The sequence below is a fragment of the Nonomuraea sp. NPDC049649 genome (assembly GCF_040675175.1).
GTDB lineage: Bacteria > Actinomycetota > Actinomycetes > Streptosporangiales > Streptosporangiaceae > Nonomuraea.
Map to the genome: position 1 here is coordinate 504,043 of NZ_JBFAOH010000001.1, position 14,135 is coordinate 518,177.

Consider the following 14,135-nt stretch of genomic DNA (forward strand, 5'->3'; position numbering starts at 1 on the left):
ATAACCCACTTCTCGAAGCCAAGTGCGTACGTTCCGTCACATCTCCTCCCGGCCGCGCACGCACCCTCTGTAGTTACCTGGTCAACGCCGTGTATCCGCAGAAACTTCCCAAGGATTACTCTTCGGGCGTGACGGCCAGCTCCGCCGCCGCCTCCGGCCCGCGTTCGAGCAGGACCGCGAAGCCCTCGGCGGTCAGGATCGGGATCTTGAGGCTCACGGCCTTGTCGTACTTCGACCCGGCGTTCTCACCCGCGATGAGGAACGAGGTCTTCTTCGACACCGAGCCGGTCACCTTGCCGCCCCTGGCGGTCAGCTCGGCGCCCGCCTCCTCGCGGGTGTGGTCGGGGAGCGTGCCGGTGACCACGAACGTCAGCCCCTCCAGCGTCTGGGGCAGCGCCGACTCGGCCGGCGCCTCCTCCTCCATGCGGACGCCCGCGCGCCGCCACCGCTCGACGATCTCGCGGTGCCAGTCGACCTGGAACCACTCCTTGATGGTGGCCGCCATCCGGGGGCCGATGTCCTCGACCGCGGCCAGCTCCTCCTCGGTCGCGTTCATGATCGCGTCGATGGACCGCATCTCGGCGGCCAGCTTCTGCGCGGTGGGCGGGCCGACGTGGCGGATGGAGAGCGCGACCAGCACCCGCCAGAGCGGCGCCTCCCGCTTGACCCGGTCGAGCTCGGCGATGAGCTGGTGGGCCGCCTGGCTGGGGTTGCCGTCCTGGTTGGAGAAGAGCGAGACGACCTTCTCCTCGCCGGTCTTGGGGTCGATCTTGGGCAGCCCCGAGTCCTGGTCGCGGACGACGGACCTGATCGGCACCAGCTTGTCGAGGGTGAGGTCGAACAGGTCGGCCTCGGTGCGCACCGCCGGCTCCTGCGGCGGCACCGGCTGGGTGAGCGCGGTCGCGGCGACGTAGCCCAAGCCCCGGATGTCGAGCGCGTTGCGGTGGGCGGCGAAGTAGAGGCGCTCGCGGATCTGCGCGGGGCAGCCGCGCGCGTTCGGGCAGCGCAGGTCGGCGTCGCCCTCCTGCTCGTAGGCCAGCTCGGTGCCGCACTCCGGGCAGTGGGTGGGCATGGTGAAGGCCCGCTCGGTGCCGTCGCGCAGCGCGATCACCGGGCCGATGATCTCGGGGATGACGTCACCGGCCTTGCGCAGGATCACCGTGTCGCCGATGAGCACGCCCTTCTTCTCCACGATCGCGGCGTTGTGGAGGGTGGCCCGCGTCACCGTCGAGCCCGACACCACGACCGGCTCCATCACGCCGAACGGCGTCACCCGGCCGGTGCGGCCCACGCCGACCTGGATGTCGAGCAGCTTGGTGTTGACCTCCTGGGGCGGGTACTTGTAGGCGATCGCCCAGCGCGGCGCCCGCGAGGTCGAGCCCAGCTCGCGCTGGATGCGGAACCGGTCGACCTTCACGACCACGCCGTCGATCTCGTAGGCGGGGTCGTGACGGTGCTCGCGGTAGTACTCGATGTACGCGTTGATCTCGTCGAGGCCGCCGACCACCTTGTAGAGGTCGCTCACGGGCAGCCCGAAACCGCGCAGCCGCTCGTACACCTCCGACTGCGACGTCGGCTCGGCCGCCCCCTCCCAGACGCCCACGCCGTGCACCAGCATGTGGAGCGGCCGGCTGGCGGTCACGCGCGGGTCCTTCTGCCGGAGCGTGCCCGCGGCGGAGTTGCGCGGGTTGGCGAACGGCGGCTTGCCCTCCTCGACCAGCTGCTCGTTGAGCCGCTTGAAGTCGTCGACCGGGATGTAGACCTCGCCGCGCACCTCGACCAGGCTGGGCACGTCGTCGCCGGTGAGCCGGTGCGGGATGTCGCGGATCGTGCGGACGTTGGCGGTGACGTCGTCGCCGATGCGGCCGTCGCCGCGGGTGGCGGCGCGCTCCAGCCTGCCGTCGCGGTAGACCAGCGCGATGGCCAGCCCGTCGATCTTCAGCTCGCAGAGGTACGGGCCCGGGTCGCCTTCGGCCAGCCGCTCCGCCCTGGTCAGCCAGCTCGTCAGGCCCTCGGCGTCGAAGACGTTGTCGAGGCTCTCCATCCGGGCCAGGTGGCTCACCTTGGCGAACTCGCCCGAGACCGGCGCGCCGACCTTCTGCGTCGGCGAGTCGGGCGTCTGCAGCTCAGGATGGGCCTTCTCCAGCTCCAGCAGCTCCTGGAACCAGGCGTCGAACTGCGCGTCGCTGACCGTCGGCGCGTCTTCGACGTAGTAGCGGTAACGCGCCTCCTCGACCAGCTCGCTCAGCTCTGCATGCCGCTGACGCGCCGGCACGTCCCCCTGCTCGGTCACGGCGTCTCCTTCCCGTTGCGAACCCCGGGCCGTCGCTACCAGCCCTCGCGGAACGGTATCGCGCGGCACCGTCAATTCTGCAGGTCGCGCGCGGGATCGTCCGCGACGACCTGAGCGGCCTTCCGGCAGGCGGCCAGCGCCGCCCTGGCGTAGGCGGGCGAGGCCCCGGCCAGACCGCAGGCGGGCGTGAGCACGACCTTGCCGGACAGCTCCTCCGGCCCGAACCCGAGCCGCTTCCACAGCTCCAGAGCGGGCGCGGCGACCGCCGACGACGCGCCCAGCCGCGCGTCGGTCGCGGGCACCACCCCCAGCAGCAGCCCGACGCCTGCCTCGGCCAGCTCGCCGATCTCCTCCTCGTCCCGCCGCGCGATCAGCGCCGCGTCCACCGACACGGCCCGCACGCCCGCCCTGCGCAGCAGCGCGTACGGGACGGAACGGGCACAGCAGTGGACCACCGCGCCGGGGAAGGCCAGCAGCGACTCCTCCACCGGCCACTCCTCCACGGCTGGCAGCCGCCCGAACCCGGACGCGGTCGGGACCGTGCCCGCCAGCACCCCGGGCAGCCCCGGCTCGTCGAGCTGGAGCACCAGGTCGGTGACGCCGGGCAGCCGCCGCCGCACCTCGGCGCAGTGGTCGGCGACGCCCTGCGCCAGCGAGGCGGCCAGGTCGCGCACCGCGCCCGCGTCGGACAGCACCTTGTCGCCGTGGCGCAGCTCGATCGCGCCCGCCAGCGTCCACGGCCCGCAGACCTGCACCTTCAGCGGCCCCTCGTAGCCGTGGGCGATCTCCTCCAGCCCGTCGAGGTCGCGCCGCAGGTGGTCGACCGCGCGCTGGTGGTCGCGGCCCGGCCGCCCGACCAGCCGCCAGCCCGACGGCCGCACCTCCACCGGCAGGTCGACCAGGAGCCCGGCCGTCCGCCCCACCAGGTCGGCGCCGACCCCGCGCGCCGGCAGCTCCGGCAGGTACGGCAGCCCCGGCACCTCCCCGAACACGACCCGCAGCGCCTCAAGATGATCGTCGCCGGGATGCGACCCGACCCCGGTGGCTCCCCACGTCAGCATGGGCACCAGCGTAGGGTGTGCCACGCCTGCCCCCGTCCGGCTGGGGCAGGGGTCCGGTTCCTCCCCCGTCCGGAGGCGGGGGCTCCTCGGAGGTGACGGATGAAGCTCACGAAGTACGGGCACGCCTGCGTACGGCTGGAGAAGGACGGGAAGGTCCTCGTCGTCGACCCCGGCACGTTCACCCGTGACCCGGTGCTCGACGGCGCCGACGCGGTGCTCATCACCCACCAGCACCCCGACCACCTGGACGTCGACCGGCTCGCCGCCGCCTCCCCCGACCTGGAGGTGTGGACGTGCGAGGCCGTCGCCGCCGAGCTGGCCCACCTGCCGCTGAAGGTCAGCGTGGTACGGCACGGCGACGACTTCGAGGCGGCTGGGTTCCGGGTGGACGTGTTCGGCGAGTGGCACCTGAAGAACCACCCCGACCTGCCCATCGTGCAGAACGTCGGCTTCCTGCTCGACGGCGGGCTGTTCTACCCCGGGGACGCGCTCACGGTGCCCGGCGTCGAGGTGGAGACCCTGCTGGTGCCGACCAACGCGCCGTGGCTGAAACTCGTGGAGATGGTCGAGTATCTGCGTACGATCCGGCCGGCGCGGGCGCTGTCGACCCACGACGGGCTGCTCAACGACATCGGGCTCGGCCTGGTGGACAACTGGCTGCGGATGGAGTCGGAGGCGCAGAAGGCCGACATGCGGCGGCTGCCCGTGGGCGAGTCGATCGACCTCTAGGCCGTCACGCGGCCGGCTCGATCGGGCTCCGGGCCCTTACGCGGCCGACTCGATCGTGGGCGGCTCGATCGAGCTCCGGGCCCTCACGCGGCCGACTCGATCGTGGCCGACCCGATGACCGTCCGCCCCGAGTAGAGCACCGCCGCCTGACCGGCCGCGACGCCGGTGGCGGGCCGGTCGAGCTCGATGACCAGGCCGCCGTCGCGCTCCTCGAAAGAGCACCCGTACACCTCGCCGTGCGCGCGCAGCTGCACGGTGAGGTCGTCGCGGACGCCGGGGCCGTTCCACACCGGGCGCACGCAGGAGATGCGGGTGACCTGCAGCGCCGAGCGCGGCCCGACCGTGACCGTGTTGGACACCGGCTCGATCGACAGCACGTAGCGCGGCCTGCCGTCGGGCGCGGGCCGGTCGATGCGCAGGCCCTTGCGCTGGCCGACGGTGAACCCGTGGGCGCCCTGGTGGCTGCCGACCACCTCGCCGGACTCGTCCACGATCGGCCCCTCCGCCGCGCCCAGCCGCTTGGCCAGGAAGCCGCGGGTGTCGCCGTCGGCGATGAAGCAGACGTCGTGGCTGTCGGGCTTGTCGGCGACAGTCAGCCCGCGCCTGGCGGCCTCCTCGCGCACCTCGGCCTTGGTGGAGTCGCCCAGCGGGAAGATCGCGTGAGCCAGCTGCTCGCGGGTGAGGACCCCGAGCACGTACGACTGGTCCTTGGCCGGGTCGACGCTCCTGGACAGCACCCCGTCGACCAGCCGGGCGTGGTGGCCGGTCGCGACCGCGTCGAAGCCGAGCGCCAGCGCCCGGTCGAGCACCGCGGCGAACTTGATCTTCTCGTTGCACCGCAGGCACGGGTTGGGCGTGCGGCCGGCCGCGTACTCGGCCACGAAGTCCTCGACCACGTCGCGCTGGAAACGTTCGGCCATGTCCCAGATGTAGAACGGGATGCCGATGACGTCGGCCGCCCGCCTGGCGTCGCGCGAGTCCTCGATCGTGCAGCAGCCCCTGGCCCCGGTGCGGTGGGATTGGGGGTTCGCGGACAGGGCCAGATGGACACCAGTGACGTCGTGACCGGCCTCGGCGATCCGGGCGGCGGCCACGGCGGAGTCGACGCCGCCCGACATGGCGGCAAGCACACGCAGTCCCATGACCGTTCCAGGGTACTGTCCGCTCGGGCGTGCACGGGTGCGCGGAGCGGGCGCACGGTCTGCCAGGATTCATCCATGCGACTGTTCGGGCGCAAGAGCCAAGACGAGGGTGCCGGCCCGGGTGAGCGGGTGGCGGGGTTCTGGCAGTGGTGGGAGAGCGCCAGGCCGGAGCTGGACGCGGCGGTGGCGGCCGGGGAGAGCGGCAAGATGGCGGAGCTGCTCGGCCCCGCGGTGGCGGAGATCCACGCGGATCTGGTGTGGGAGCTGGCCCCGGGCGGCGAGGCGGCGCACGCGCTGGTCGTGACGGCCGCGGGCGACGCCGAGCTGCGCTCGCTGGCCCACCGCTGGGCGCGCGGGGCGCCGGCCGCCGACCTGCTGTGGGAGTTCCACCCGTCGCGCCGGGCGAGCGCCGACCCCGGTGCGGTGACGCTGGAGGCGGGCGGGATCGAGTTCGGGATGGACAAGCTGGTGCTCGGGCTGCGGGTGCCGCGCGGGGCGCTGCGGGTCGACGTGGCCGCGTACCATCCGATCTTCGGCGAGCTCGACGAGAGCTCGCGGATGGACGCCACGCTGCTGGCGCTCGACCGGCTGCTCGGCGAGGACGAGGTGGCCCGGTGGGTGGGCGAGATCACCGCCGCCGCCGCACCGCCGATGGACGCCGTGCCCGCCGTCCACCTGCCCGCGGTGGTGGCCGACGTGGCGGGCGACTGGGAGACCGGGCAGTGGGCCACACTGGAGGGCCGGACGGCGAGCGGGGCGCCGCTGGTCGCCTCGGCCCGCTATCCGCTGCGGCCCGTCGACTATCCGCTGCTCGACCAGCACATCGCCATCACCCTGCCGTACCGGGTCAAAGACCAGGACGGGCTGCCGCAGGGCGAGTCGCTGGCGGCGCTGCGCACGTTCGAGGAACGGCTCGGCGAGCTGCTGGGCGCGCTGGGCGACGACGCGGTGCTGGCCGTCCACCTGAGCGCCGAGCGCCGCCGGGTCATGCACGTGTACGCCGACGAGGAGAGCGACGCCGCGGCGGCGCTCAAGGAGCTCGCCGCCACGTGGAAAGAGGGCAGGGCACGGGTGGACGTGAGCGCCGACCCGTCGTGGAGCGCCGTGGCGGCCTTCCTGGCCTGACCGCTAGGACCCGTCCTGGTGCGCGGTGGCGGCCTTCCCGGCCTGACCGCCCGGACCCGTCGTGGAGCGCGGTGGCGGCCTTCCCGGCCTGACCGCTCAGCTGAGGCCGGCGCGGCGGGCACGTTCCACGGCGGCCGGCAGCACCTCGATGAGGCGGTCGACGTCTTCCTGGGTGGAGGTGTGGCCCAGCGTGAAGCGGAGCGAGCCCCGGGCCGCCGCCGCCTCCGCGCCCATCGCCAGCAGCACGTGAGAGGGCTGGGCCACCCCCGCCGAGCAGGCGGAGCCGGTCGAGCACTGCACTCCCCTGGCGTCGAGCAGCATCAGCAGCGCGTCGCCCTCGCAGCCGGGGAAGGAGAAGTGGGCGTTGCCCGGCAGCCGGTGGCCGGGGTCGCCGTTGAGCACCACGCCGGGCACGGCCTGGCGGACCCGGGCGATGAGGTCGTCGCGGAGCGCCGACAGGTGGCGGTGCATCGCCTCCTGCTCCTTGACCGCGACGCGGACCGCGGCGGCGAGCCCGGCGATGGCGGGCGCGTCGAGCGTGCCGGAGCGGACGTCGCGCTCCTGGCCGCCGCCGTGCTGCACCGGGACCGGGGTCATGCCGCGGGCCAGCAGCAGCGCGCCGACGCCCATCGGGCCGCCGATCTTGTGGCCGGTCAGGGTGAGCGCGTCGGCGCCGGACTCGGCGAACGACACGGGCAGCTGCCCGACCGCCTGCACGGCGTCGGTGTGGAACGGGATGCCGTGGTCGCGGGCGATCGAGGCCAGGACGCGGACCGGCTGGATGGTGCCGACCTCGCTGTTGGCCCACATGACGCTGATCAGGGCGACGTCGCCGGGGTCGCGCTCGATGGCGGCGCGCAGCGTCTCGGGGGCGACCCGGCCGGTCTCGTCGACCTCCAGCAGCTCGACCTCGGCGCCCTGGCTGTCGGCCAGCCACTGGGCGGGGTCGAGGACGGCGTGGTGCTCGACCGAGCTGATGAGGAGGCGTTTCCTGGGCCGCCGCGCCCAGAACAGGCCCTTGATCGCGAGGTTGTCGGCCTCGGTGCCGCCCGAGGTGAACACCACCTCGCTGGGGCGGGCGCCGAGCGCGTCGGCGATCGCCTCGCGTGATTCCTCCACCACCCGGCGGGCCTCGCGTCCGGCGGCGTGCAGGGAGGAAGCGTTGCCGACCCGGCCGAGTTGCTCCGTCATGGCCTCGATGGCCTCGGGAAGCATCGGCGTGGTCGCCGCGTGATCGAGATAGGCCGACGGTCTGCTCACCCGGCAAGGGTATCTCGTTTGCCACTGTACCGTCCGGACGGTACAGTTGAGGCATGAGGCGGGGTGAGCTACTGGACGCTGCGGAAGAGCTGCTCAGCGAGCAGGGCTCGACCGCTCTCACCCTTTCCGCCGTGGCCGACCGGGCCGGCGTGAGCAAGGGCGGGCTCCTCTACCACTTCTCCACCAAGGAAGCGCTGATCAAGGCGATGGTGGAGCGTCTGATCGAGGAGTTCGACGCCCTCATCGCCGCCCAGCCCGACGCGACCTACACCGAGCGCTACCTGGGCGCCACCCTCGCCGCCATCCGCCAGGGCGGGCTGCGACGATGGGCCGTGGTCACCGTCGCGTCCGGCAGCATCGACCTGCTGGCCCCGCTGCGTGAAGCCATGGCCCGCTGGCACAGCGAGGAGCTGGCGGGCGAGCCCGACCCGGTGGCCTCGCAGATCGTCCGGCTGGCCTGCGAAGGGCTCTGGGACGTGGCCAGCCACAACCCGGACCTCAACAGCGACGACGACCTGCGTGCGATCGACGGCCGCCTGCGAGCGCTGCTGAAACGCCCTTCGTAAGCTCCCGGCCGCGCCGGTCCCCGGCTGCCGCCGCTAACTCGTACAGACTGACCTGCTGAAACGCCTGCCTGGACGGCGCGCGCGCTGAATCACCGGCGCGGCCCGGAACAGCAGACGCACCTCCCGACACCCTCCTTTTCCTCCCAAGACCCGGCTACGGCCGGGTCTCAGTTCTGCCCGCTTGCTGATGCTTCTGTGAGGTCCCCATGAACCGTGACCTGAGAACGGCCCGCTTCGGCGCCGTGCTCACCTTCGTCCTCGCCGGCCTGATGGTCGGCACCATGACCGTGCGCATCCCCGCACTGACCGACAAGCTCGGGCTGTCCGAGGCGGACGTCGGCGGCCTGCTGCTCGCCTGGGGGCTGGGCGCGCTGGTGACCATGCAGTCGATGCGCCGCGTGATGAGCCGGGCCGGCAGCCGGGCGGTGCTGCGCGTCGGCGGGCCGCTGACCGCGCTCTCCCTGGCGGCGGTGGGCCTGGCGCCGAACCTGCCGGTGCTGCTGGCCGCGGCCGTGGTCTTCGGCATGACGTTCGGCCTGTTCGACATCGCGATGAACGCCCAGGGCTCCACCGTGGAGCGCGCCTACGGGCGGCCGCTGATGAACGGCATGCACGCCGGCTGGTGCATCGGCGCCATGTCCGCCGGCATCACCGGCAGCCTCTCGATCGCCCTGGGCCTGTCGTTCACCGCCAACCTGGTGCTGGTCAGCGTGCTGTCCATGCCGGTGCTGCTGGTGCTCGGCCGCGCCTACCTGCCGGACGCGCCCGCGCCCGAGACCGCCTCCGGGCCGCGCCGCCGCCTGCCCGCGGTGGTGTACCTGCTGGGGGCGCTGGCGTTCTTCGCCTTCATGGTCGAGGGCGTGGTCGCCGACTGGAACGGCCTCTACCTGCGCGACACGCTGAAGGCGCCGGAAGCTCTGGCCGCGCTCGGCTACCCGATCTTCGAGGCGGGCATGCTGCTCGGGCGGATGACGGGTGACCGGCTGCGCTCGCGGTTCGGGGTCCGGGGCATGCTGACGGCCTCGGGGCTGGCCACCGCCGTCTTCTTCGGCGTGGTGCTGGCCGTGCCCACGCCGGTGGTCGCGCTGGCCGCGATGTTCTTCGTGGGCCTCGGCGTGGCGACGATCTCGCCGCTGACGCTCTCCCTGGCCGGCACCGCCACCAGCACCCCCGGCCCGGCGATCGCCCAGGCGGGCGCGATGGGGTACGCGGGCCTGCTGCTCGGCCCCGTCGTGATCGGCTTCCTGTCGGACGTGACCTCGCTCCGTACCGCGCTCGTGGTGGCCGTCGCGCTCGGCCTGCTCATCGCGGGCGCGGCGCGCCTGCTGCCGCGCCGGGAGCCCGCCGCCGTCACGCCGCTGACGCCCGCACGCGACGAGCAGCCGATGGCGGCCTGACACGTCATGATCTAGATCATGACGCTTGAGAGGAACGTCCCCTTCGACGTGGCCGCCTACGAGGCGCGCGTCCGGTCCATCCCCTGCTTCATCTGCGCCGTCGTCGCCGGGGACCCCGCCTTCGCGTACGAGCAGATCTTCTACGAGGACGAGCACCACCTGGCGTTCCTGTCGCGCTACCCGACGATGCCCGGGTACGCGCTGGTCAGCCCGAAGGCGCACGTCGAGCACGTGGTCCGCGAGCCCCACCTGGACTGGCACGTGGCCCCGCTGCCGCCCGGCACGCCCTACCGGGAGCAGCAGTTCCATGCGCTGATGTCGGAGAACGGGCTGATTCCGTGGAGCCGGGAGCAGGCTGAAGAGCTGGGCGGCCGGCTGCGGGAAGCTGTGAGTGTTCTCTGAGTCCCGGCGGGTGTCACGGCTGGACGGCGCGGGCTCACAGAGGTCTCACAGAAACATTCAGAACGCCTCCAACCTGGCGGGCCAGGGTGGCGGCATGATTCGACTGGACGCACTGACCAAACGCTACGGCGAGGTGTGCGCGGTGGACGGGCTCACGTTCGACGTACGGCCTGGCTTGGTCACCGGGTTCCTGGGGCCCAACGGCGCCGGCAAGACCACCACGATGCGGATGATCCTCGGCCTCGACCTGCCCACGTCCGGCACGGTGACCATCCTCGGGCGGCGCTACCAGGAGCTGGAGGCCCCGCTGCGCACGGTGGGGTCGCTGCTGGAGGCGCAGGCCCTGCACCCCCGCCGGACCGCCCGCGACCACCTGCTCTACCTGGCCAGGAGCAACGGCCTCCCGGACCGCCGGGTGGGCGAGGTGCTGGAGCTGGTGGGGCTGGCGGACGCGGCGGGCAAACGGGCCGGCGGGTTCTCGCTCGGCATGTGCCAGCGGCTCGGCATCGCCGCCGCGCTGCTCGGCGACCCGGAGGTGCTGCTGCTGGACGAGCCGGTGAACGGGCTCGACCCCGAGGGCGTGCTGTGGATCCGCACGCTGCTGCGCGACCTGGCCGCCGAGGGGCGCACGGTGCTGGTGTCCAGCCACCTGATGAGCGAGATGGCGGTCACCGCCGACCGGCTGGTGGTGATCGGCAGGGGGAGGCTGATCGCGGAGGGCGGGATCGGGGAGTTCACCGGCGCCGCCACCGAGGTGCTGGTCCGGGTGAGCGAGGGCGCGGGGTTCGGCGCGCGGCTGGAGCTCGCCGGGGCGCACGTACGTACGCGCGGCGACGAGCTGGTCGTGACCGGCATGACGGCGCCCGACATCGGGCGGCTGGCCGCGGCGGAAGGCGTGGTGCTGGCCGAGCTGAGCCCCCGCCGCGCCTCGCTGGAGGACACCTTCATGGAACTGACCAGGGACAGCGTCGAGTTCGGAGGGGTCCGGTGAAGGGGCTGGTGCCGACCTCGCTGGAGTTCGGGGGTGTGCGGTGAAAGGGCTGGTGCTGGCCGAGTGGACCAAGTTCCGGAGCGTACGGGCGATGCCGATGCTGGCCGCGGCCGTCGTGGTCGTGTCGGCGCTGTTCGGCTGGCTGTTCGCGCAGGCGTCCGCGGCCGAGTACGTGCAGGCGACGGCGGCGGAGCAGGCCGCGTTCGATCCGCTGCAGGGCGGCTTCCGGGGCATCTTCATCGTGCAGGTGCTGGTCGCGGCGCTGGGTGCGCTGGTGGCCAGCACCGAGTACGGGTTCGGCACGATCCGGGCCACCGTGGCGGCGGCGGGGCGGCGCACCCGGCTGGTGGCGGCGAAAGCGGCGCTGGTGGCCGCGGTCGGGCTGGTGGTGGGCGCGGCGGCGGTGCTGGTGATGTTCCTGGTCTCGCAGACGACGCTGGCCATGCTGGGAGTGCCGCGCGTCTGGCTGGACGACCCCGCCGCGGTGCGGATGCTGCTGCTCGGGCCGGGCGTGCTGGAGCTGGTGGCGCTGTTCGGGCTCACGCTCGGGATCACGCTGAGGAGCACGGCGTCGGCGGTGAACACCGGCACGGCCTTCCTGCTGCTGCCGGTGCTCTCCACTATCATGCCCAAGCTGCTGGGCGACTTCCTGATCACTTGGTGGCCGAACACGGCGGCGTTCCGGCCGCTCCTGTCCCCCGAAGACTCGCTCCCCCTCTGGGCAGGCATGGGCGTCCTGTCCGCTTTCGTGACGGTCATGATGGTGTCGGCGCGGATCCGGTTCCGCACGCGCGACGTGTGACCACGGGCCCGTAGGCTGAGGGCGGGAGGACGGCAGGTGCGGGAACCCACAGGCGAACGGCTGCTCGTGGTCGACGACGAGCCGACCGTCAAGGAGCTGCTCGCGGCCACGCTCCGGTTCGCGGGCTTCACCGTCAGCTCCGCCGACAGCGGCGCGGGGGCGCTGGAGGCGGCCCGGCGCGACCCGCCCGACCTGGTGCTGCTCGACGTGATGCTGCCCGACCTCGACGGGTTCGAGGTGCTGCGCAGGCTGCGGACCCTGCCGAGGGCGGGCGGCAGGCCGGGGCCGGTCCCGGTGCTGTTCCTGACCGCGCGCGACACCACCGCCGACAAGATCAACGGCCTGCGGCTGGGCGGCGACGACTACGTGACCAAGCCGTTCGACCTGGAGGAGCTGCTGGCCCGCATCCGGGCCATCCTGCGGCGCACCGGCGCCTCACCCGACGGGCGGACGCTGGTCGTCGGCGACCTGGAGGTGGACCCGGAAGGCCACCAGGTGACCCGGGGCGGCGTCCCGGTGCGGCTGTCGCCGACCGAGTTCAGGCTGCTGCGCCACCTGGCCGAGAACGCCGGCCGGGTGCTGCCCAAGGCCGACATCCTCCAGGCCGTGTGGCGCTACGACTTCGCCGGAGACTCCAGCATCGTCGACACCTACATCAGCTACCTGCGCCGCAAGCTCGACACCGGCGGGCCGAAACTCATCCACACCGTCCACGGCGTCGGCTACGTGCTGCGCAGGCCCAAGCCGTGATCAGACGGCTGTCGCTGCGGGCGCGGCTGCTCGCGATCACGCTGGCGCTGCTCGTGACCGGCCTGACGGTCGTCAGCGCGGTCGTGGTACGGCAGCTCGAAACGGAGCTGACGGCCCGGATCGACGCCCAGCTCACCCAGATGGCGACGGCGCTCGGCGCGATGCCGCCCACGCTCGTGGACCTGCTGCGGCAGCGGGCCGCACGCAACCAGGCGCCCGCGCTCCCGGCCGAGTTCGACCTGATCCAGGAGGTGCGGCTGGCCTTCCTCGCCGCCGACGGCACGGTGGCCGACACGGTGGCCGGCACGGTCGAGACCCCGCCGTCCGAAGGGACGCCCCGGCTGCCCCGGCTGGACACGGCCGCCGTCGCGGCCCGCGCCGGACGGCCGTTCACGGTGCCCGGCGACGGGGAGGAGCAGTGGCGGGCGGTCGCGGTGCCGTCCCGCGCGGCCGGTTCCGGGCACGCCTCGGTCGTCGCCGCGGTCTCGCTCGGCGCGATGAACTCGACGGTCCAGCGGGTACGGGTGGCGTCCCTGGTCGCGGGCGGGCTGCTGCTGGCCGTACTGGCGGTGACGGGCGGGTTCGCGATCAAGGCGGGGCTGGCGCCGCTGCGCCGCGTCGAGGAGACCGCGGCGGCCATCGCCGGGGGCGACCTGAGCAGACGGGTGCCCGAACCCGCCGGGCCCGGCACCGAGGTGGGGCGGCTGGCCCGCTCGCTCAACGGCATGCTGGCGCAGATCGAGCGGGGGTTCGCCGCCCGGGAGGAGTCGGAGGCCCGGATGCGCCGGTTCGTCGCCGACGTGAGCCACGAGCTGCGCACCCCGCTCTTCGGCATCAAGGGCTTCTCCGAGCTGTACCGGATGGGCGGCACCGACGCGGACGCGGCGCTGGCCCGCGTCGAGAGCGAGTCGGCCCGCCTGGCCAAGCTGGTGGACGACCTGCTGCTCCTGGCCACCATGGACCTCGCCACAGCCGCCGAGACCACCGGGAACCGCCCCCCGGACGCTCCAGCGGCTCCCACCGGTGACGGCGCCCTCCGGGACGGGGCCTTCGAAGTCGTGCTCGACCTGACGCCGATGGATCTGCGGACGCTCGCCGCCGACGCCCGCGCCGACCTCGCCGCCCTGGACCCGACGCGGCCCATCACGCTCACCGGGCCTGACGGCGGCCCACCGGCGAGCGCCCCGGTCCTGGGCGACGAGGACCGGCTCCGCCAGGTGGTGGCCAACCTGGTGGGCAACGCGGTCGCCCACACCCCGCCGGGCACCCCGGTCAGGATCGGCGTGGGCACCGTCGGCCCGGACGCCGCGCTGGTGATCGCCGACTCCGGGCCCGGCCTCTCCCCCGAACAGGCGGAGCGGGTCTTCGACCGCTTCTACCGCGCCGACGGCTCCCGCAACCGCACCACCGGCGGGGCCGGGCTGGGGCTGGCGATCGTCCGTTCCATCGCGGCCGCCCACGGCGGGCGGGTGGAGATCGACTCCTCCCCCGGCGAGGGCGCCGCGTTCCGCCTTCTGCTCCCGCGAGAGCCGCAGTGAGACGAAACCCCGTCCACAGAACCAGCAGGCTCTTCACCGCCTACGGCGAGCACAGCGGGCCGAAGGAACGCTTAACGGC

Annotated in this window: 13 protein-coding genes; 9 read left to right on the forward strand and 4 right to left on the reverse strand. The window is 73.3% G+C overall.

All coding sequences use genetic code 11. The features are described 5' to 3' along the window. Positions 1 to 115 precede the first annotated feature (115 nt). Positions 116 to 2,293 carry an NAD-dependent DNA ligase LigA gene (gene ligA, locus AB0J42_RS02395; RefSeq protein ID WP_364287677.1) on the reverse strand — a complete coding sequence of 726 codons (2,178 nt, stop codon included), beginning with the start codon at positions 2,291 to 2,293 and terminating at the stop codon, positions 116 to 118. Between the two features lie 71 nt (positions 2,294 to 2,364). After that, entirely contained in the window at positions 2,365 to 3,354 is a 990-nt protein-coding gene (locus tag AB0J42_RS02400) for a methionine synthase (RefSeq protein ID WP_364287680.1), read from the reverse strand. A gap of 99 nt (positions 3,355 to 3,453) precedes the next feature. On the opposite strand from AB0J42_RS02400, the gene AB0J42_RS02405 reads away from it, so the two are divergent. After that, positions 3,454 to 4,083 (forward strand): MBL fold metallo-hydrolase, encoded by a 630-nt coding sequence (locus tag AB0J42_RS02405; protein WP_364287683.1) that lies wholly within the window; start codon positions 3,454 to 3,456, stop codon positions 4,081 to 4,083. An 83-nt stretch (positions 4,084 to 4,166) separates the two neighbouring features. Here AB0J42_RS02405 and mnmA read toward each other — a convergent pair whose 3' ends face one another. Further along, positions 4,167 to 5,225 (reverse strand): tRNA 2-thiouridine(34) synthase MnmA, encoded by a 1,059-nt coding sequence (gene mnmA / locus AB0J42_RS02410; protein ID WP_364287686.1) that lies wholly within the window; start codon positions 5,223 to 5,225, stop codon positions 4,167 to 4,169. A 75-nt stretch (positions 5,226 to 5,300) separates the two neighbouring features. Here mnmA and AB0J42_RS02415 point away from each other — a divergent pair, with 75 nt between their 5' ends. Continuing rightward, positions 5,301 to 6,350 (forward strand): DUF695 domain-containing protein, encoded by a 1,050-nt coding sequence (locus AB0J42_RS02415; protein ID WP_364287689.1) that lies wholly within the window; start codon positions 5,301 to 5,303, stop codon positions 6,348 to 6,350. Between the two features lie 96 nt (positions 6,351 to 6,446). On the opposite strand, the gene AB0J42_RS02420 is transcribed toward AB0J42_RS02415, so the two are convergent. After that, positions 6,447 to 7,610, reverse strand: a complete 1,164-nt coding sequence (locus tag AB0J42_RS02420) for a cysteine desulfurase family protein (protein ID WP_364287692.1) — start codon at positions 7,608 to 7,610, stop codon at positions 6,447 to 6,449. A gap of 53 nt (positions 7,611 to 7,663) precedes the next feature. On the opposite strand from AB0J42_RS02420, the gene AB0J42_RS02425 reads away from it, so the two are divergent. From AB0J42_RS02425 to AB0J42_RS02455, 7 genes are all read left to right on the forward strand, one after another. Then, positions 7,664 to 8,176, forward strand: coding sequence for a TetR/AcrR family transcriptional regulator (locus AB0J42_RS02425; RefSeq protein WP_364287695.1), 513 nt, complete (start codon positions 7,664 to 7,666; stop codon positions 8,174 to 8,176). Between the two features lie 206 nt (positions 8,177 to 8,382). Next, positions 8,383 to 9,573, forward strand: coding sequence for an MFS transporter (locus AB0J42_RS02430; protein ID WP_364287698.1), 1,191 nt, complete (start codon positions 8,383 to 8,385; stop codon positions 9,571 to 9,573). Between the two features lie 18 nt (positions 9,574 to 9,591). Then, positions 9,592 to 9,975 (forward strand): HIT domain-containing protein, encoded by a 384-nt coding sequence (locus tag AB0J42_RS02435; RefSeq protein ID WP_364287701.1) that lies wholly within the window; start codon positions 9,592 to 9,594, stop codon positions 9,973 to 9,975. Positions 9,976 to 10,069: 94 nt separating this feature from the next. Beyond that, positions 10,070 to 10,966 (forward strand): ABC transporter ATP-binding protein, encoded by an 897-nt coding sequence (locus tag AB0J42_RS02440; protein ID WP_364287704.1) that lies wholly within the window; start codon positions 10,070 to 10,072, stop codon positions 10,964 to 10,966. Between the two features lie 40 nt (positions 10,967 to 11,006). After that, entirely contained in the window at positions 11,007 to 11,768 is a 762-nt protein-coding gene (locus tag AB0J42_RS02445; protein ID WP_364287707.1) for a hypothetical protein, read from the forward strand. A 36-nt stretch (positions 11,769 to 11,804) separates the two neighbouring features. Next, on the forward strand, positions 11,805 to 12,518 hold the full coding sequence (locus AB0J42_RS02450) for a response regulator transcription factor (protein WP_364287710.1): 714 nt from the start codon (positions 11,805 to 11,807) through the stop codon (positions 12,516 to 12,518). After that, positions 12,515 to 14,056 carry a HAMP domain-containing sensor histidine kinase gene (locus AB0J42_RS02455; protein ID WP_364287713.1) on the forward strand — a complete coding sequence of 514 codons (1,542 nt, stop codon included), beginning with the start codon at positions 12,515 to 12,517 and terminating at the stop codon, positions 14,054 to 14,056. The genes AB0J42_RS02450 and AB0J42_RS02455 overlap by 4 nt, the downstream gene beginning before the upstream one ends. The last annotated feature ends 79 nt before the right edge of the window (positions 14,057 to 14,135 follow it).

Bases quoted from the DNA above. Each gene is read 5' to 3' on its own strand.
- AB0J42_RS02400 (WP_364287680.1), bottom strand. From the start codon at position 3,354: ATGCTGACGTGGGGAGCCACCGGGGTCGGGTCGCATCCCGGCGACGAT.
- AB0J42_RS02405 (WP_364287683.1), top strand. From the start codon at position 3,454: ATGAAGCTCACGAAGTACGGGCACGCCTGCGTACGGCTGGAGAAGGAC.
- mnmA (WP_364287686.1), bottom strand. From the start codon at position 5,225: ATGGGACTGCGTGTGCTTGCCGCCATGTCGGGCGGCGTCGACTCCGCC.
- AB0J42_RS02415 (WP_364287689.1), top strand. From the start codon at position 5,301: ATGCGACTGTTCGGGCGCAAGAGCCAAGACGAGGGTGCCGGCCCGGGT.
- AB0J42_RS02425 (WP_364287695.1), top strand. From the start codon at position 7,664: ATGAGGCGGGGTGAGCTACTGGACGCTGCGGAAGAGCTGCTCAGCGAG.
- AB0J42_RS02430 (WP_364287698.1), top strand. From the start codon at position 8,383: ATGAACCGTGACCTGAGAACGGCCCGCTTCGGCGCCGTGCTCACCTTC.
- AB0J42_RS02435 (WP_364287701.1), top strand. From the start codon at position 9,592: ATGACGCTTGAGAGGAACGTCCCCTTCGACGTGGCCGCCTACGAGGCG.
- AB0J42_RS02440 (WP_364287704.1), top strand. From the start codon at position 10,070: ATGATTCGACTGGACGCACTGACCAAACGCTACGGCGAGGTGTGCGCG.